The organism is Acidovorax sp. sif0632 (genome assembly GCF_019218805.1).
In the GTDB taxonomy this organism is placed as follows: Bacteria; Pseudomonadota; Gammaproteobacteria; order Burkholderiales; family Burkholderiaceae_C; genus Acidovorax; species Acidovorax facilis.
Genome location: NZ_JAHUWW010000002.1, coordinates 692512 through 710599, shown reverse-complemented (window position 1 = coordinate 710599; position 18088 = coordinate 692512). Strand labels below are relative to the sequence as shown.

The window sequence follows — 18088 nt, the reverse complement described above, 5'->3', positions numbered from 1 at the left end:
CGCGTACTGCATGCACCCAAGTTCACCCGACGCTTCCCCTGCCCTGCCAGCCTTCGTGCTGGCTTTGGCGCTCTTGGGCGTGCTCGCAGCGGTGGGTGGCCAGGTGCTGGTACAGATGCGCATGGCACCCGGCACCCTGCTGCCTGCGGGGGCTGAAGCTGCGGTGGCCAGCCCCAACAATGCCCGCACGTCCACCCGGCCTGGCGCCATGGCAGTGCCACAGGTCGAGACCGGCCCGGGCTGGGAAACCCTGACCACGCCCCAGAAACTGGCGCTGTACCCACTGGCAGAGCGCTGGGCGCTCATCAGCGAAGCGCAAAAGCGCCGCTGGCTTGCGCTGGCCGCCAATTTCTCGGCGCTTCCTGAAGAAGAACAGGCCAAATTTCATGACCGCATGACGGACTGGGCCAGCCTGAGCGCACAGCAGCGCAACCAGGCCCGGCTGAACTATGCAGTCACCAACCGGCTTGCCCGCGACGACAAACGCGCCCAGTGGGAGGCCTACCAGGCGCTGTCCGACGAGGAAAAACGTGCGCTGGCTGCGCGTGCCGCCCCCAAACCCAAGGGCGCCGCCACGGCCTTGCGCCCCGTGTCGCCCAAGAAGCTGGCCCAGGTTCCTGCGGCCACGCAGGCCAACCCCAGCCGCCCCAACGCACCGAAGATTCCGCCCGTGCTCGACCACAGCGCCCCCCGTGTGGCGGCACCGGTCACCCCCACGGCGCCCCCGGCGACCGGCGTGCCCACGCAAAATCCCGCCTCCAACGTGGTCGAGACTGCCCCTGTCTCGATTCCGGTGGCAGTACCGGCAGCACTCCCCCCTCTGGGCGCAGGTTCCGCAGAAACACCTGCGACAACAGCGCCCATGGTCACTCCCGACAACTCGGGCCTGTATCCTCAGTAGTCCCGTCGCTGGCCGACACTCTCCGCCTTGCTTTCGCCTTCTGGAATGACCGCCACCCCTCCCGCCCCAGCACCGCAGGCATCCCTCTCTGCAAAGACCTCTTCCGCCGCCCTCGGCCCCACGCCCAATTTGTGGCGTCGCATGGCCTGCTGGCTGTATGAGGGCATGCTCATGTTCGGGGTGGTCTTCATTGCAGGCTACCTGTTCGGCACCCTCAGCCAAACCCGCCACGCCCTAGACAATCGGCACGCCCTGCAGGCCTTTCTGTTTGTGGTGTTTGGCATTTACTTCACCTGGTTCTGGGCCAAAGGCCAGACCCTGGCTCAAAAGACCTGGCTCATCCGTGTGGTGGACACCGCCGGGCAACCCATCACCCAGGCGCGTGCGCTGCTGCGCTACCTGCTGAGCTGGGTGTGGTTCCTGCCGCCCTTGGCAGCCTATCTGTTGGGGGTCTCGGCCATTGAAGTGCTGGTGCTGCTGTTCGGCTGGGTTGCCATCTGGGCCATCCTGAGCCGCTTTCATCCAGAGCGGCAGTTTTGGCACGACGCCCTGGCAGGCACGCGCCTGGTGCACTTCGAGCTTCCGAAAAAGTAGCACCCGCGCGCAGGCTGCAACGCCCGCTGTCATGCGGCTGCGACACAATATCCCTATGCCCCTGTCCCCACCCGAGTCCTCCGCGCCCGCCAACCCCCAGAAGGCCCGCACGGGCTTGAACCGCATCTGGCACGCTGCGGGTTACTCCATCGAAGGCCTTCGCGCAGGCTGGAACGAAAAGGCATTCCGCCAGGAGGCCATTGCCGCCATGGTGCTGTTGCCCGCGTCTCTCTGGCTGGGGCAAAGCTGGGTAGAAACCGCGCTGCTGGCAGGCTCGGTGGTGATCGTGATGATCGTGGAGTTGCTCAACACCGGCATCGAAACCGCCATCGACCGCATCGGCCCCGAGTGGCACGACCTTTCCAAACGCGCCAAGGACATGGGCAGCGCTGCCGTGCTTCTGGCCTTGCTGCTGTGCGCGGGCATCTGGGGTGCAGCGGTTTTTCAGAGGATTTTCCATGGCTGAACCGACTTTTTCCGTGTGTGTGTATTGCGGCTCGCGACCTGGCGAGAACGCGGCCTTTGCCGACGCTGCCGAAGCCGTGGGCCAATGGATTGGCCAGCACGGCGGCCAGCTGGTGTATGGCGGCGGCCGCAGCGGCCTCATGGGTACGGTGGCCGAAGCCACCCGGCTTGCGGGCGGGCGCGTGGTGGGCGTGATTCCCCAGGCGCTGGTCGACAAAGAGTTGGCCAACCGCCAATGCGACGAGTTGCACATCGTGCAGACCATGCACGAACGCAAGGCCATGATGGCCGAGCGCAGCGATGCCTTTTTGGCCCTGCCCGGCGGTATCGGCACCTTTGAAGAACTGTTTGAAGTGTGGACCTGGCGCCAGCTGGGCTACCACGACAAACCCCTGGGTCTGCTCAATGTGGCCGGCTACTACGACGGGCTACTGGGCTTTTTGCAGTCCAGCGTGGCCAGCGGCTTCATGGGCGAATGGCAGATGGGCCTGCTGCACGCCTCTACCGATGCCGAGGCACTGCTGCGCACGCTGGTGCAAGACGCCGGCCCCGACCAAGCGCCCGTCCCGCTGCGCTCGGTGATCTAACGGCCTTCAAAAAACTGGCGCAGCGCAAGGCCAGCGCCACCGTGGAACTGGCTTTGCCAGGCCACTGGTGGCGTCCCCCTCAGGGGGAAGGTGCGCAGCGACTAAGGGGGGAGCCTTACACAGCCGCGTCGTCCAGATCCCCAGTACGGATACGCACCACACGCTCCACAGCCGTCACAAAAATCTTGCCGTCGCCAATCTTGCCGGTGCGCGCCACATTCACGATGGCGTCCACACAGCGGTCCACGTCCTCGGTTTTCACGACAACCTCGACCTTGACCTTGGGCAGGAAGTCCACCACGTACTCGGCGCCACGGTACAGCTCGGTGTGGCCCTTCTGACGGCCAAAACCCTTCACCTCGGTCACGGTGAGACCGGTCACGCCACACTCGGCCAGGGCTTCGCGGACTTCTTCGAGCTTGAAGGGCTTGATGACGGCGGTGATCATTTTCATGGCGGGTCTCCTGGAGGATGTAAAAAAAGGGGTCTGAAAGCGCAGCGCCGAAGCGTCACGCCCTGAATTTGCTGGTGATAGGGTAACGCCAGTCCTTGCCAAAGCTGCGGCGCGTGACGCGAATCCCTACCGGCGCCTGGCGGCGCTTGTACTCGTTGAGCTTGATGAGGCGCGTGACACGCTCCACATCGGCACGTTCAAAGCCGCTGGCGATGATGGACTCGATGGGCTCGTCGTTCTCCATGTAGCGCGCCACGATGGCGTCCAGCACCTCGTAGGGCGGCAGGCTGTCCTGGTCTTTCTGGTCGGGCCGCAGCTCGGCGCTGGGCGGGCGCGTGATGATTCGCTCTGGAATCGGACTGGCGCCCGTGCCATACGGGTCGTTGGCGTTGCGCCAGCGGGCCAGGTCGAACACGCGGGTCTTGGCCACGTCCTTGATCACGGCGAAGCCCCCTGCCATGTCACCGTACAGCGTGCAGTAGCCCGTGGACATCTCGCTCTTGTTGCCCGTGGTGAGCACGATGGATCCGAACTTGTTGGACAGCGCCATGAGCAGCGTGCCCCGGATGCGCGCCTGCAGGTTTTCTTCGGTCGTGTCTTCGGGTAGCCCTGCAAAGTCGCTGGCGAGCGCGGCCTTGAAGGCCTCGAACTGCGGCTTGATGGAGATCTCGTCGTAGCGCACGCCCAGGCGCTCGGCCATGTCGCGCGCGTCGATCCAGCTGATGTCGGCCGTGTAGGGCGAAGGCATCATCACCGTGCGCACCTTGTCGGCCCCCAGCGCATCCACGGCAATCGCCAGCACGAGGGCCGAATCGATGCCCCCCGACAGCCCGAGCAGCGCGCCAGGGAAGCCGTTCTTGCCCACATAGTCGCGCACGCCTAGCACCAGCGCATCCCACAGGTCGGCCTCCAGGCTTTTCTCTGGAGCTACGTCTGCTTCAATTTTTATAGCAGATTGCGCTTGATGGACCTGCGCAAACACCAGTTTTTCTTCAAAACCCGGCCCCCGGCAGGCCACCGTGCCATCGGCATTGAGCGCGAACGAGCGGCCTTCAAACACCACCTCATCCTGCCCGCCGACCAGGTGCGCGTACACCAGCGGCAAGCCCGTCTCGGCCACCCGCTCGCGCATGGTGGCTTCGCGCTCGGCGCTCTTGCCCAGGTGGAAAGGCGATGCATTGATCACCGCCAGCATTTGTGCCCCCGCTACGGCAGCATCGCGTGCAGGGGTGGCAAACCACGCGTCTTCGCACACCAGCACCCCCACGCGCACGCCTTCCACCTCGAAGATGCAAGGCTTGTCGCCCGCCACAAAGTAGCGGCGCTCGTCAAACACCTGGTAGTTGGGCAGTTCGCGCTTGGCATAGGTCTGCTCGATCTGCCCATCGCGCAGCAGGCTGGCGGCATTGAAGCAAGCGCTGAACGCCGGTGCATCGGGCGCCACGGCCTGCGGGTGGCCCAGCACGATGGCCAGGCCTTTCAACCCCGCAGTCTCGCGGGCCACGGTTTTCACGGCATCATCACAGGCCGCAATGAAGGCGGGGCGCAGGAACAGGTCTTCGGCCGCATAGCCGCAAATCGCCAGCTCAGGCGTCAGCAGCAAGCGGGCGCCCTGGGCATACGCCTCGCGGGCCGCCGCAATGATCTTTTGGGCGTTGCCGGGCATGTCGCCCACAACAAAGTTGAGCTGCGCAGTGCAAATGGAGAGCGTCATGGAACTGGAATCGGCCCCTGCGGCCAGGTTGAACACCGCCCACACGGGCCCGCAGCTTGCAAAACAAAACCGGGGCGTGCATGGCTGAATCTGCCATTATCGCCCGCGTACTTGCCACTGCGCTGGACGTGGATGCTGCGGCCTGGAACACCCTGCTGGCCCAGCAAAGCCACCCCACGCCCTTCATGCGCCACGAGTACCTGGCCGCCCTGGAGACCAGCGACAGCGCCACCCCACGCAGCGGCTGGGCGCCGCGCTTCATGACCCTGTGGGAGGGCGACACCCTGATTGCCGCCTGCCCGCTGTACCTCAAGAACCACTCCTACGGCGAGTACGTGTTCGACTGGGCCTGGGCCAGCGCCTACGAACAGCACGGCGTGCCCTACTACCCCAAGGCCGTGATCGCCGTGCCCTTCACCCCCGTGCCGGGCAGCCGCCTTTTGGCCCGTGACGATGCTGCACGCGCTCTGCTGGTGCAGGCGGTGTGCCAGTGGTGCGAGGACGAAAACGTGTCGTCCGTGCACATCCTGTTTGCCAGCGACGACGACGTGCTGACCAGTGCGCAGCAAGACCTGATGCTGCGGCACACCGTGCAATTTCATTGGAAGAATGTGGCCCCCACGCTCCCCGCTGCGCGTGGTTCGCTGCCCCCCGAGGGGGCCCTCACCGCCTTGGGGCGGCCCGGCGGCGGCGAGAACGTTGCCCCCACGCTCCCCGCTGCGTCTGATGCACCCTCCCCCGACAGCACCTTGCCCGGCGGCGGCTCGGGCCAACCCTTCAAAGACTTCGACCACTTCCTTGCCAGCCTCTCCCATGACAAACGCAAGAAGATCCGCCAGGAGCGCCGCCGCGTGGCGGATGCCGGGGTCAGCTTCCGCTGGTCGCGTGGTGCGGACATCAGCGCAGCCGACTGGGATTTTTTCTACCGCTGCTACGAGTGCACCTACCTCGAACACGGCAACCCGCCCTACCTCACGCGGGACTTCTTCGCCCGCATGGCGGCCCACATGCCCGAGGCCTGGCTGCTGTTTGTGGCCGAGCGCGACGGCCAGCCAATTGCTAGCAGTTTGATAGCTATCAGCGCTTTACCATCCAGCGCTGGCAGCCAAAAAGACCAAAACATTGTGGCCTACGGCCGGTATTGGGGCGCGCTGGAGCGCGTGGACTGCCTGCACTTCGAAGCCTGCTACTACCAGCCACTGCAGTGGTGCATCGAGCACGGCGTGATCCGCTTTGAGGGCGGCGCCCAGGGCGAGCACAAGATGGCCCGCGCCCTGCTGCCCGTGCAGGCCACCAGCGCCCACTGGCTGGCGCACCCGGCTTTTGCCGACGCGGTGGAGCGGTTCCTGCAGCGCGAAGGCGCCGGGGTGGCTGAGTACCTGAGCGAACTGCACGAACGCAGCCCGTTCAAGACAGCCTGAGCCAGCGCAACGCCAGCCCGCCCCACACCAGCTTGCACCAGCCTGACAACGCCACCAGCGCGTTGGATGCGCCCAACCTCGGGTTCTCCCGACCTCGGCACAGCTTTTGCAACGGCATACTGGCGGCCGCCCGCACCCGGGCTGCGCACCACGGCGGCCCATCCGCCCGCCCGTCAACCCACAGCACCCTCACCATGGCCGCTCCGCAGCATGTCCCATTTCTGACGGTGGAAGACGAAGACGACTGGGTCGTCTCATTCGCGCTGGGCCCACAGGGCGCCCACCGCCTCACCCTGGTACGCACCCCCCGGCTGGAATTCATGCTGCGGCCCGAGCAGCGCGGTGTGTCGGTGGGTGCCGAAGCGGGCCAGCGCCCCGCCCTGCTGGTCGCGGTGCAGTGGGGCCCCAAAAGCGTGGACGTGGTGTCCACCGCCAAGCGCTACAGTCTGGACATCAGCAAGGTAGACAACGCCACCCGCACGGCGGCACTGCGTGTGCTGGGCAAGATGAACTTTGACCAGCGGTTTCAGCTGGCAGGCAACTGACCAACGGCTGCAGACGGCCCGTCAAACGGTCACAAATAGATAGCTGTCTGCGCTTTTCTGATAAGCGCTACGGGCCAATCTGATTCAACCATTCAGGCCCGCAGAGTCGGCCAATGCGGTCCATTTGCGCTCGCTCGCAGCGGACTCCACCACCTTTTCGATAAAGCGCACCCCCTCGGCACCATCCTCCACGCGCGGATAGTCGGCCGCCAAAGGGTCGGCCGCGCGGCCAGCGGCACGCGCGCGGATGTCGGCCGCCACACCCAGGTAGATGTTGGCAAAGGCTTCGATGAACGCCTCGGGGTGCCCCGCTGGGATGCGCCCGGCGCGCCGCGCCGATTCGCACAGCCACGGCGAGCCGCGCGTGAGGATGCGGCGCGGGCCGTCCACCGGGGAGTGGATGAGCTGGTTGGGCTCCTCCTGCCGCCAGGTGATGGTGCCCAGCGTGCCGGACACCTGCAGGCGCAGGTCGTTCTCCAGCCCCGCTGCCACCTGCGATGCCACGATGAAGCCGCGTGCGCCGCTGTCGTAGCGCAGCAGCAGCTGGGCGTCGTCGTCCAGCTGCCGCCCGGCACCAAAGGTGGTGAGGTCCGCACACACCCAGGCGGGGTGCTGGCCGGTGACGGTGGCGGCCAGGTTTTCGGCGTGTGATCCGATGTCGCCCAGCGTGCCTGCGCTGCCGCTGCGCGCCGGGTCCAGCCGCCAGTCGGCCTGCTTGTTGGCGCCGCCCTCTTCCACGGCTGTGGCCAGCCAGCCCTGGTTGTATTCGACGGTGATCTTGCGCAGTGTGCCCAGCGCACCGCTTTGCACCAGGTGGCGCGCCTCGCGCACCATGGGGTAGCCGGTGTAGTTGTAGGTCACGCCGAACACGGTGCCCGCCTTCTTCACGGCGGCCACCAGCTCGTCGGCCTGCGCGCGGGTGTGCACCAGCGGCTTGTCGCACACCACATGGAAGCCTGCCTGTACAAATGCCAGCGCCACCGGGTGGTGCATGTGGTTGGGGGTGACGATGCTCACCAGGTCGATGCGCTCATGCGCCGGGCGGCGCAGTTCGTCTGCCAGCAGGTCCTGCCAGCTGCCGTGGTTGCGGTCGTCCGCCAGGCCCAGTTCGGCGCCGGACGCGCGCGCCCGCTCGGGCGAGGACGAGAGCGCACCGGCCACCAGTTCAAACTGGCCGTCGAGCGCCATGGCCTTGCGGTGCACCGCGCCGATGAAGGCGCCATGACCGCCGCCCACCATGGCGTAGCGGAGCTTTTGGGGACTGGACATACGAAACGCCTTTGCTCGCTGTGTGTTGTTATGGTTTTGGAAATGGGCAGCGGCTAGGCCTGCTTGTCGCGCGCAAAAACGGCGTCGAACGCGCCCGCCGCCGGCTTGAAGTCGAGCCGCTTGCAGAACGCCGCGCTCTCCGTGGCACCGTGCACGCGGTCCATGCGGCTGTCTTCCCACTCCACCGACAGCGGGCCCTGGTAGCCGATGTCGTTGAGGGCAACGATGATGGATTCAAAGTCGATCATCCCGCGCCCCACGCTGCGAAAGTCCCAGTTCCGCCGCGCGTCGCCAAAGCTGGTGTGCCCGCCGAAGGTGCCCACCGTGCCGTCGCCCTTGCCCCACCACACGTCCTTCATGTGGGCGTTGTAGATGCGGTCGGCAAACTGGCGGATGAACTTGATGTAGTCCACGCCCTGGTAGGCCAGGTGGCTCGGGTCGTAGTTGAAGCCAAAGCGCTGGTGGCCGCCCACCGCAGCAATTGCGCGCTCGGCCGATGCGATGTCAAACGCGATCTCGGTGGGGTGCACTTCGAGCGCAAAGTTGATGTCGTGCTGCTCGAACACATCCAGGATGGGGCCGAAGCGCTTCGCAAAATCGGCAAAGCCTTTGTCCCAATACGCCTGCGTGGTGGGAGGAAACGCATAGATCGAATGCCACACCGACGAGCCCGTGAAGCCCGTGACTGTCTTCACGCCGAACTTCGCGGCAGCGCGCGCCGTGTCGGCCAGCTCTGCGGCAGCGCGCTGGCGCACGCCCTCAGGCTCGCCATCGCCCCACACATGCGGAGGAAGGATGGACTGGTGGCGCTCATCGATCAAATCGCACACGGCCTGGCCCACCAGGTGGTTGCCGATGGCAAAACATTGCAGGCCGTGCTGGGCCAGCAGTGCATGTTTGTCCTTGACGTACTGGGGCGACGACAGCGCCTCCTGCACGTTGAAATGGTCGCCCCAGCAGGCCAGCTCCAGGCCGTCGTAGCCCATGCTTTTGGCCAGGGGCGCGAGTTGCGCCAAAGGCAGGTCGGCCCACTGGCCGGTGAAAAGGGTGACGGGTCTTGGCATGGGGACTCCAAGGGACGTTGGGTTGCAGGTTCGAAGCGGCTATAAGCTATATTTTCAATAGCTGCTAGCGATTACTGGATAAGCGCTAGAGGCCAATTTGGCTTGATTTTTCACACATCTCAGATCGCCCCTCACTCCCTCTCCCCTGGTGGGAGAGGGCCGGGGAGAGGGGGGATGGAACGGGCGCGGCGCGGAATGCGGCCCCCCTCTCCCCAACCCTCTCCCGCGAGGGGAGAGGGAGTAACACCCAGCGCCGCTGAGGGTGCGGGGGCTGATGTCCTCATCTGAGGGATGTTCCTGATCAGGCAACTTGACTCACATTGACGCCATCAAAACGGCGAATCAGGAAAGTAAAAGTCCTTCGCCGTTTCCTTCGTGATCAGCACGGACGGAATGATGGTGTTGGCAGGCAGCTTCTCGCCCTTGATGCGCGCCTCGGCCGTGAGCTTGATCGAGTCATAAATGAACTTGGGGCTGTACGACACGTTGGCCTGGATGAGCGGGTTGCTGCCATCCATCAGCGTCTTGATCATGCCCTTGGCCCCCGCGCCGCCAAACACCAGCTTGATGTCCTTGCGCTTGGCCTGCTCGATGGCCTTGAGCACGCCCACGGCCATGTCATCGTCGGCGGCCCACACGGCGTCGATCTGCGGGAAGCGGGTCAGGTAGTCCTGCATCACCTTGAAGGCGTCGTCGCGGTTCCAGTTGGCGTACTTGGCGTCCAGCAGCTTGATGCCGGGGTGGTTCTTCAGCACGCTGTTGAACGCGTCCATGCGCTCGTTGTCCAGCGTGGTCGCAATGCCACGCATGGCCACCACGTTGCCCTTGCCGCCCAGCGCCTTGGCGATGTACTCGGCCGGAATCTTGCCGAAGGCCGTGTTGTCACCCGCCACATATGCGTCCTGCGCGCTGGTGTCGGTCAGGCCCCGGTCCACCACCGTCACGTACACGCCCTTGGCCTTGACCTGGGCCACGGGCTTGGTCAGCGCCGCCGATTCAAACGGGAAGATGACCAGTGCGTTGATCTTGTTCACCGTGACCAGGTCTTGCAGCTGGTTGGCCTGCTCGGGCGCGCCGCCTGCGGTCTTGACGATGACCTGCAGGCCCGGATGGGCCTTTTCCAGGTCCTTCTTGGCCTGGTTGGCCCAGTACACGATGCCGCCGGTAAAGCCGTGCGTGGCCGACGGAATGGCCACGCCCACCACCGTCTTGTTGGCCTGCGCCATGGCGGGGGCGGCCAATGCGAAGGCAGCGGCGCCCACGGCCGTGAGGGCCAGGCGGCGGGTGAAAGAAAGTTGGCTGTTCATGCGTTGTCTCCTGTTGCTTTGGAATATGGCCATGGAAGCTGGCCGGCTGGGGAACACCTTGAAAAACAAATGCACGCAAAGAGTGGCTGGAAAACTCAGCGAAGCGGTCCTGGCTAGGCGCTGTGTCGCAGACAGTGCGAGTAGCACGGCAAGACGCAGCAACAACGCCAGGAGAGTTGTTCCGGCCACTCCGTCACCGCTTGCCGCGCTGCATGAACGCCACCGCGATGATCACGAAGCCCTGCACCGCCGCATTCAGGTACACGCTGATGATGCTGGTGAGGTTGAGGATGTTGCTGATGACCGAGAGCAAGATCGCGCCCACCACCGTGCCGGTGATGCTGCCCGCCCCGCCCTTCAACACCGTGCCGCCCACGATCACCGCAGCGATCGCCTCCAGCTCCCACAGCAGCCCCGTGGTGGGCGATGCGGACCCCAGGCGCGGCACGTACAGCAGCGTGGCAATGCCCACGCACACACCGAGCAGCATGTACGTGAGGATCTTGATCTTGTGCACATCCACCGCCGCGTACTGCGCCACCTGCTCGTTGGAGCCGATGGCCTGCACATAGCGGCCATAAGCCGTGCGGTTCAGGATGACGCCGCCGATGACAGCCACCAGCAGGAAGATCCACACGGGGATGGGCACGCCCAGCAGATTGGCGTAGTACACAGGGCTGTAGATGTCCGACAGATCGTTCTCCAGCGTGATCGCCCCGCCGTTCGAAAAATACGTGAGGTACGCGCGGAAGATGCCCAGCGTGCCCAGCGTCACGATGAAGGGCTCGATACGCCCCTTGGTGATGAGCAGCCCATGCACCAGCCCGAACACCGCGCCCAGCACCACCGCCAGCAGCATGCCCACCACCACGGCCGCCAGGGGTGAGCCCAGCACGGGCGCCATGGCGTTCATGAACAGGATGACCGAGCCTGCGATCAGCGCCGCCATCGACCCCACCGACAGGTCGATGCCGCCCGAGATGATCACAAAGCACATGCCCACCGCGATGATGCCGATGAAGGCCGTGCGCGTGAGCACGTTCATCACGTTGTCGTAGGTGGCGAAATTGCTGTTGAGCAGCGTGCCCGCGATGCACAGCAGCACCAGCCCGATGACCGGGCCCAGCCCGTGCAGCTTGCCCCACCAGGCCGTGGCGCCGCCGTGGCGGCCTGCACCGGGTACCACGGGTGGTGCGGGTGCTGCGGCAGCCGCTGCGGTGGATGCGTTTTCAGCGGGTACCTGTGGCATGTGCGATCAACTCCTCTTCGGTCAAATTTGGCTCTTGCAGCGTGGTCTGCAGCCGCCCGGCGCGCATCACCGCCACGCGGTGGCACAGGCCGATCAGCTCCATCAGTTCAGACGAGATCACCACAACAGCAAGCCCCTGCTCTGCCAGGCGCTGCACCAGGTGATAAATCTCGCGCTTGGCGCCCACGTCCACGCCGCGCGTGGGTTCGTCCAGCACCACCACGCTGGGGCCGGGGTGCAGCACCTTGGCCAGCGCCAGCTTTTGCTGGTTGCCGCCCGACAGCGATGACGCGCGCACGTCCAGCGAGCCGGTGCGGATGCCGAACTCCTGCACCGCATCGCGCAGCGCAGCCTGCTCGGCCGCGGGGTCGAGCCAGGGCTTGGCGTACCGCTCCAGCGCCATCAGCGTCAGGTTGGGCCGCAGGCTGAAGTGCACATGCAGGCCCTTGCCCTTGCGGTCTTCGCTCAGATACGTCAGGCCGTGGCGCGCCGCATCGCGCGGGCTTTTCAAATTCACCGGTTTGCCCGCCAGCTCCACCGTGCCGGCCGAACGCGGGCGCAGGCCCAGCAGGCCCTCGAACAGCTCCGTGCGGCCCGCGCCCACCAGCCCGGCAAAGCCCAGGATCTCGCCACGCCGCACGTCAAAGCTCACGTCCTCGGCCCAGCCCGGCACCGTGAGGCCGCGCACTTTGATGGCGGGCTCTCCACCCGCAGGCGCAGGCAGCTTGGGCGGGAACAAATCCGCCAGCTCGCGGCCCACCATCAGGTTGGCCATCTGCCGCCGCGTCACGCTGGCCGTGGCCTCGCGCGCCACCAGCAGGCCGTCGCGCATCACCACCACCTCGTCGGTGGTGCGCTCCACTTCGTCGAGCTTGTGCGATATGTAGATGATGGTCACGCCCGCCGCCTTCAGCCCCGCCATCAGCGCAAACAGGCGCTCCGTCTCGCCCGGGGTCAGCGTGGCGGTGGGCTCGTCCATGATGAGCAGGCGCGCATTGCGGGCCAGCGCGCGGGCAATCTCCACCAGCTGCTTTTCAGCCACGATGAGCTTCTTCACGCGCGTGTCGGGGTCCAGCGGCAGGCCCACCTGTGCCAAAGCAGCGCGCGTTTTCTCGCGCATCGCCTTGTCGTCGAGGAAGGGGCCCTTCTTGATCTCGTGGCCCAGAAAGATGTTCTGCGCAATCGTCAGGTCGTCCGCCAGGTTGAACTCCTGGTGGATCAGCACAATGCCCTGCGCCTCGGCCACGCGCGATCCGCCGCCCGGGGCGCGCACCGCGCCGTCCACCACCACCTCGCCGGTGGTGGGGCTCTCGTACCCCGCCAAAATCTTCATCAGCGTGGACTTGCCCGCGCCGTTCTCGCCCAGCAGGCCATACACCCTGCCCGGCTGCAGCGCAAAGCCCACCCCGTGCAGCACGCGCACGGGGCCAAACTCCTTGGTCACATTGCGGAACTCGACGGCAACACTCATCGCATCGCTCCTGCCGTTGCAACGCCAACCGCTGCGGTCGGGCGTGACGAAGACCGCGCCAAACTTTCCTGCATCGCCAGCACGCCCGCGCCCACCACGCCCGCATCGTCAGCCAGCGGCGCGTATTGAATCTCCAGGTGCCGCGTAGAAAGCGCCAGCGACCGGTGGTACACGCTTTGCCGCACCGACGCAAGGAACAGCGGGCCCATGTCCGTCACCCGCCCCGCAATGAACACATGCGACGGGTTGAAGAAGTTGACGATGGACGCCAGCATCTGCCCCACCAGGCTGCCAGCGCGCTGGATGATCGCGTTGGCCGCCACATCGCCCGCGCGGCTGGCCTGGGCCACGTCCTCGGTCGTCAGCGTGCCGGTGGCCTGCAGGCGCTCGGCCAGCATCGCGCTCTCGCCGCGCTCCACGGCCTCCATCGCCATGCGCGCCATGGCGGGCGCTGCGGCCATCGCCTCCACACACCCCTGGTTGCCGCAGTGGCAGCGCGGCCCGGCCTGGTCCACGCAGATGTGGCCCACGTCACCGGCCGACCCGTTGGCGCCCCGATACACCTGCCCGTGGCACACGATGCCGCAGCCAATGCCCGTTCCCACTTTGATCACGAGGAAGTTGGGCAGGTTGCGCTGCAGCCGCCACAGCTCGCCCAGCGCCATCAGGTTCACGTCGTTGTCGACAAACACCGGCGCGGCAAACGCCTCGCGCAGATAGTCGCGGATGGAAAACCCGTCCCAGTCGGGCATCAGCGGCGGGTTGACGAGCTGCCCGCTTTCAAAATCCACCGGCCCCGGCACGCCCATGCCGATGGCAATGACCTGCGAAGCCTGCATCCCGCAGCGCGCCAGCAGTTCCCGCATCAGCCCCCGCAGCCGCGCCAGAATCACACCCGGCCCCTGGCGCACATCAATGGGCTCGCGGTGCCGCGCCAGCACCGTCATGTCTGGCCGCATCACCGCGACTTGCATGCTGGTCGCGCCCAGGTCGGCACCAATGACCACGCCCAGGGTTTCGCTCAAACGCAGGGTTTCGGCCCGCCGGCCGCCAGAGGACTCCTGCAGGCCCACCTCGTCGAGCAGGCCCTCGTCCAGCAGCGCCGCGACCATGGCGTTGGCCTTGCTCTTGGAATAGGCCAGGCGCTGCGCCAGCGCATTGCGCGACGCGCCAGCGGACCAGAAGATGGTCTGCAAGACGCTCAGGTCTTCGGTGCCGCAGTGACTCCAGCGGGTGGATGGCAAGGCTTGTCTCCTGTCATGTTTTTGTGCAGCACCTCATGGGGATGGGTGCTTGACAGGGATGCTATGCGGTCTACTTTGGCCGGGCAAGACTGAACTTTGGCTTGAACCAGGTCAAACAATGTCTTTAAAACTTTGTCCAAAACGAGAAGTGGGTATAGCGTCTTTACATGACAACACGTCTCGTGACTTGCTTCACCACCCCATGGCTAATACGTTCCAGAGATTCTGCTAGGCAAAGCTATAGTCTCCCCTGTACTTGCGGTCGTCTGCGGAAGGGTCGCTGTAAGCAACACGATAAGCCCTGGACCGACTTTTAATTCCATTAACTATGAAAAATCGCTGGATCCCACCACTCTCTATTTTTTCTGCGATCACTTGCGCCTTTGCCTACTACTATTTTGCAGTAGTCAATAGCTGGTGGCCAGTTACCCCAGACAGTCTTCAAGACAAAGGCCAGTTTGGAGACTCGTTCGGCGCTTTTACATCGCTATTCTCGGCATTGGCTTTTGGAGGGGTGCTCTTCACATTATGGTATCAGCATCAAACATTGCAACAGAACAAAAAAGAAACCGACATTCGTCACTTCGAATCCATTTTATTTAATCTAGTTTCTGCGCACAATAACGTTGTGCAAGATATGGACATACATAGCGCGGAAACAAGACTATTGCAAGCCAAAGGCAGAGATTGCTTTTATAGATACTTCGTCAAGCATCTGAAGCCACGCTATAAACGCATCAAAAGAGAAAATCCAGATATTAGCGAATCGGATGCTGCTATTTTTTCTTATGATACAGTCTGGCTTCGTCATAGGCAAAATTTGAGTCACTATCTAACATTTTTGTATAACATATTAAAATTCATCGACTCATCAGAAATTCCGAATGAATCAAAGAAAAAATATACCAACATTGTTCGAGCACAACTCTCAGACTACGAGCTTTTAATACTCTTCTACAACTGTTTGCATAGCAATGGCCATCAAAGATTTAAACCCCTGATTGAGAAATACTCCATTTTCAACAACTTACCAAGCGATCTTTTGCTTGATTCAACTCATCGCGATTTTTATTTACCAACCGCGTATTAGCAACGCTAAGCAAGCCGCCAATCCTTCAATTGAAGCCCGCCAAATTTATTAATGCAAAAATCTACGAAAACGAAAATTCGAAAGATAAATTAATACCTCTTTATCCAACTCGGATTTTCTTAGGCCCAGATGGGGTACTGATATCACTCACAAACCACCACCCCTGAACGCAAACCCCATAATCGCCTCGTCTTCCTGCGGGCTCATCACCGACAGCTCTGCCGCGACCTTGTCCCGCGCCCTGGCCGCATGCTCCGGCGGCACGCCGGACGCCACCCGAAACGCCGCATAGCGCGACAGCCACAGATCGCGCTCCCCTGCCCCGCCCTCGCCGCTTGGGCCTTCATCGCTGTCCGCCACGCTCAGATGTGCCACCACCAACGGCACGCCGGGCTTCAGCCGCCGCGGGATCTCGGCCACCATGGCCACGCGCTCCTCCCGCAGTACAAAGTGAAAAGTCAGCAGGCACATCGCGCCATCAAACGGCCCTACAGGTGCGCTCCCCACAAAGCCGTGGTGCAGCGCCACGCGGTCGTTTGACGCGCCCGCGCCCACTATCAGCACGCGACGGCGGGTTTGGAAGATCCGCTCTGTATTTGATAGCTATTAGCGCTTAAAAAATAAGCGTTACAGCCGTTTTTCATCCATATTTTTTATAGTAGGTGCTCCGCCCGGCTGGGCTCGTAGCAAAGATCACGCGGCACCACGCCCACCGTTTCGCACCACCGGCGATAGTCCGCCCGTCGATCAGCCGTGCTAATCCGCTGCAGCACCGTGTGGTGTGGCCCCAGGTACTCCACGCTGCCCTTGACCACCACATGCACCAGCAGCTCCTCGGTGCCCGTTGCCTCCCACCAGTCCACATTGCCGGCGGGCTCGTGGATGTAGTCGCCCGGCCGCACCACGCGGCCATCGTTCAGGCGGCGCTCGCCCGCCAGCGTGAGGGCGTGCACTTCGCCCGTGTGCCGGTGCAGGCCCAGCCGCGTGCCGGGCGACAGGCGCATCAGCTCCCCCCAACCGGCATCGTCGGGCAGGAACTGGATGGGCAGGGACCACTTGCCTTCGCCTTCAGGAATCCAGTCCGCCAGGCCCGCACGCTCCAGCGTCTGGGCCACGATCACATCTGCGAGATGGTTGTTGTTCGTCGTCGTCATGTCGGTGCTCCTGGGTAGTTGTTGGTGGATTGCCTGATTGCTTGCTTATTGCTCGGGGTGCTGGTGGCGGTATTCCTGCGTGCGGCCGCCAAAGCCGTACGCGGCGGCGCGCACGTCTTGCACGTAGACGTAGCTTTCGGGGTGCAGCGCGCCCAGCAGGCCCTCGAAGGCTGCGAACGCCTCGGCGATGTAGCGCGCCTTCTCGGCCTTGGTGTTGGTCTCATCCACCACCTTGACGTCGAAGTAGAAGCTTGATTGCTTGAGGTCGGCCAGCGACCGGCCGGCGACGTACCAATCGGCCGGGTCCACAAAGGTGATGACCACGGCGGTGAGGTCGCGCCGCTTGCCGAGCACGCGGGTGGTCAGGTCCAGCAGAGTTTCTGCAATGCGGGCAGACAGCTCGGGCGTGCGTTGGGCGGACACTTGGACGTTGAGGATGGGCATGGTGGGCTCCTGTTAAAACTCATGGGGTTGAACGAGCCTTCACTGTAGAAATTGCGCCCCGCCACGGAAACCGCCCGTGGCGATAATGGCTTTTGCTCCGCACGCAAAGGCGCGCTCGATGAAAAACGAACCTCGCTCCTTCCTCCCCGATCCGGCCGACCTGCGGTGGCTGGTGCGGTCGCTCGACCTGCGCTCGTTTTCTGCGGCGGCGCGCGAGATGGATGTGGCGGTGTCGGTGGTGGCGCGCGGTGTGGACCGGCTGGAGGCCGGCTACGGCGTGCGCTTGCTGCGCCGGTCCACGCACGGCCTGTCGGCCACGCCGGAGGGCGCAGAGCTGGCGCAGGAAGCGCGTGCCTTGCTGGCGCAGCTGGAGGACATCGGGGCATCGCTGTCGGACCAGCGCAGCCGCGTGGCGGGCACGTTGCGCCTGGCCTCCAGCCAGGAGATTTGCGAGGCGCTGGTGCTGCCCCACCTGGCGGACCTGCAGGCGCGCTACCCGGCGCTGCGGGTGGAACTGCTGGCCGACGACCGCGTGGCCGACCTGGTGACGGAGGGCATCGACGTGGCGCTGCGCACCACCGTGGGCCACAGCGACCTGGTGGTGGCGCGTGCGCTGGGCCGGTTCGAGCGGCGCCTGTACGCGGCCCCGGAGTATTTGCGCCTGCACGGCACGCCGGCCGACCCCAGCGAGCTGCAGCAGCACCACACCGTGACGCACACCGCGCAGGGGCCGGCGGTGACCTGGGCCTTTCGCAATGCACAAGGCAAGCCGCTGGAGGTGACCGTGCGCTCGCGCCTGGCCGCCAGCACTTCGGCCCTGGTGCACCACGCACTGGTGAGCGGCGCGGGCATCGGCATGTTGTCCAGCCCGCTCGCGGCGGCCGATGTGGCGCAAGGACGGTTGGTGGAGGTGCTGGCGCCTTTTGCCTCGCGCACCGTGCACACGCTGTACGCAGTGTCGTCACCGGGCCGGCGCAATGCGGCCAGGGTGAAGGCGGTGATTGATTTTCTGGTGAAGGCGTCGAAGGACCGGTGGGCGCTGGCGCCTGTGCGCTGAGTGGCTCTTGTGCACCACCGGATGGATGGCCGGGGGCTGCTGACCCCAGTTGCAAGAC

Annotated in this window: 19 protein-coding genes; 8 read left to right on the top strand and 11 right to left on the bottom strand. The window is 64.4% G+C overall.

The genetic code is table 11. The annotated features are described in order from the left end of the window. Positions 1 to 10: 10 nt before the first annotated feature. From KW832_RS08460 to KW832_RS08445, 4 genes are read left to right on the top strand one after another with little or no spacing between them, the layout of a single operon-like run. On the top strand, positions 11 to 901 hold the full coding sequence (locus KW832_RS08460) for a DUF3106 domain-containing protein (RefSeq protein WP_207401877.1): 891 nt from the start codon (positions 11 to 13) through the stop codon (positions 899 to 901). A 45-nt stretch (positions 902 to 946) separates the two neighbouring features. After that, on the top strand, positions 947 to 1495 hold the full coding sequence (locus KW832_RS08455; protein ID WP_055393768.1) for an RDD family protein: 549 nt from the start codon (positions 947 to 949) through the stop codon (positions 1493 to 1495). 55 nt (positions 1496 to 1550) lie between these two features. Further along, the gene (locus KW832_RS08450; RefSeq protein ID WP_055393766.1) at positions 1551 to 1961 is read left to right on the top strand and encodes a diacylglycerol kinase; all 411 of its coding nucleotides are present in this window, start codon (positions 1551 to 1553) and stop codon (positions 1959 to 1961) included. Then, entirely contained in the window at positions 1954 to 2547 is a 594-nt protein-coding gene (locus tag KW832_RS08445; protein WP_218299535.1) for a TIGR00730 family Rossman fold protein, read from the top strand. The genes KW832_RS08450 and KW832_RS08445 overlap by 8 nt, the downstream gene beginning before the upstream one ends. 115 nt (positions 2548 to 2662) lie before the next feature. On the opposite strand, the gene KW832_RS08440 is transcribed toward KW832_RS08445, so the two are convergent. After that, the gene (locus KW832_RS08440; protein WP_007857855.1) at positions 2663 to 3001 is read right to left on the bottom strand and encodes a P-II family nitrogen regulator; all 339 of its coding nucleotides are present in this window, start codon (positions 2999 to 3001) and stop codon (positions 2663 to 2665) included. A gap of 55 nt (positions 3002 to 3056) precedes the next feature. Continuing rightward, on the bottom strand, positions 3057 to 4715 hold the full coding sequence (locus KW832_RS08435; protein ID WP_218299534.1) for an NAD+ synthase: 1659 nt from the start codon (positions 4713 to 4715) through the stop codon (positions 3057 to 3059). Between the two features lie 80 nt (positions 4716 to 4795). Here KW832_RS08435 and KW832_RS08430 point away from each other — a divergent pair, with 80 nt between their 5' ends. Further along, entirely contained in the window at positions 4796 to 6136 is a 1341-nt protein-coding gene (locus KW832_RS08430; protein WP_218299533.1) for a GNAT family N-acetyltransferase, read from the top strand. 32 nt (positions 6137 to 6168) lie between these two features. After that, positions 6169 to 6681 carry a hypothetical protein gene (locus KW832_RS08425; RefSeq protein WP_228894848.1) on the top strand — a complete coding sequence of 171 codons (513 nt, stop codon included), beginning with the start codon at positions 6169 to 6171 and terminating at the stop codon, positions 6679 to 6681. An 84-nt stretch (positions 6682 to 6765) separates the two neighbouring features. On the opposite strand, the gene KW832_RS08420 is transcribed toward KW832_RS08425, so the two are convergent. The 6 genes from KW832_RS08420 to KW832_RS08395 all read right to left on the bottom strand — a co-directional run bounded on the left by KW832_RS08420 (position 6766) and on the right by KW832_RS08395 (position 14285). Then, positions 6766 to 7950, bottom strand: coding sequence for a Gfo/Idh/MocA family protein (locus tag KW832_RS08420; protein ID WP_218299532.1), 1185 nt, complete (start codon positions 7948 to 7950; stop codon positions 6766 to 6768). Between the two features lie 53 nt (positions 7951 to 8003). Then, entirely contained in the window at positions 8004 to 9014 is a 1011-nt protein-coding gene (locus KW832_RS08415) for a sugar phosphate isomerase/epimerase (RefSeq protein ID WP_218299531.1), read from the bottom strand. A gap of 329 nt (positions 9015 to 9343) precedes the next feature. Beyond that, a complete protein-coding gene (locus KW832_RS08410) occupies positions 9344 to 10321 on the bottom strand; it encodes a substrate-binding domain-containing protein (RefSeq protein ID WP_056063953.1) in 978 nt (325 codons plus the stop codon). A gap of 193 nt (positions 10322 to 10514) precedes the next feature. Then, the gene (locus KW832_RS08405) at positions 10515 to 11570 is read right to left on the bottom strand and encodes an ABC transporter permease (RefSeq protein ID WP_218299530.1); all 1056 of its coding nucleotides are present in this window, start codon (positions 11568 to 11570) and stop codon (positions 10515 to 10517) included. Next, the gene (locus KW832_RS08400; RefSeq protein ID WP_218299529.1) at positions 11551 to 13041 is read right to left on the bottom strand and encodes a sugar ABC transporter ATP-binding protein; all 1491 of its coding nucleotides are present in this window, start codon (positions 13039 to 13041) and stop codon (positions 11551 to 11553) included. The genes KW832_RS08405 and KW832_RS08400 overlap by 20 nt, the downstream gene beginning before the upstream one ends. Continuing rightward, positions 13038 to 14285: an ROK family transcriptional regulator gene (locus KW832_RS08395; RefSeq protein WP_370628651.1), complete on the bottom strand. Its 1248-nt coding sequence runs from the start codon at positions 14283 to 14285 to the stop codon at positions 13038 to 13040. Before KW832_RS08395 ends, KW832_RS08400 begins: the two co-directional genes overlap by 4 nt. Before the next feature lie 328 nt (positions 14286 to 14613). Between KW832_RS08395 and KW832_RS08390 the strand changes: the two genes are divergently transcribed. Beyond that, positions 14614 to 15375, top strand: a complete 762-nt coding sequence (locus KW832_RS08390) for a putative phage abortive infection protein (RefSeq protein ID WP_218299528.1) — start codon at positions 14614 to 14616, stop codon at positions 15373 to 15375. A 147-nt stretch (positions 15376 to 15522) separates the two neighbouring features. Here KW832_RS08390 and KW832_RS08385 read toward each other — a convergent pair whose 3' ends face one another. From KW832_RS08385 to KW832_RS08375, 3 genes are all read right to left on the bottom strand, one after another. After that, positions 15523 to 15903, bottom strand: a complete 381-nt coding sequence (locus tag KW832_RS08385) for a class I SAM-dependent methyltransferase (protein WP_218299527.1) — start codon at positions 15901 to 15903, stop codon at positions 15523 to 15525. Between the two features lie 125 nt (positions 15904 to 16028). Beyond that, positions 16029 to 16529: a cupin domain-containing protein gene (locus tag KW832_RS08380; protein WP_218299526.1), complete on the bottom strand. Its 501-nt coding sequence runs from the start codon at positions 16527 to 16529 to the stop codon at positions 16029 to 16031. 45 nt (positions 16530 to 16574) lie between these two features. After that, positions 16575 to 16973 (bottom strand): 4-oxalocrotonate tautomerase family protein, encoded by a 399-nt coding sequence (locus tag KW832_RS08375; protein ID WP_218299525.1) that lies wholly within the window; start codon positions 16971 to 16973, stop codon positions 16575 to 16577. A 118-nt stretch (positions 16974 to 17091) separates the two neighbouring features. Here KW832_RS08375 and KW832_RS08370 point away from each other — a divergent pair, with 118 nt between their 5' ends. Continuing rightward, on the top strand, positions 17092 to 18030 hold the full coding sequence (locus KW832_RS08370) for a LysR family transcriptional regulator (RefSeq protein WP_218299524.1): 939 nt from the start codon (positions 17092 to 17094) through the stop codon (positions 18028 to 18030). The last annotated feature ends 58 nt before the right edge of the window (positions 18031 to 18088 follow it).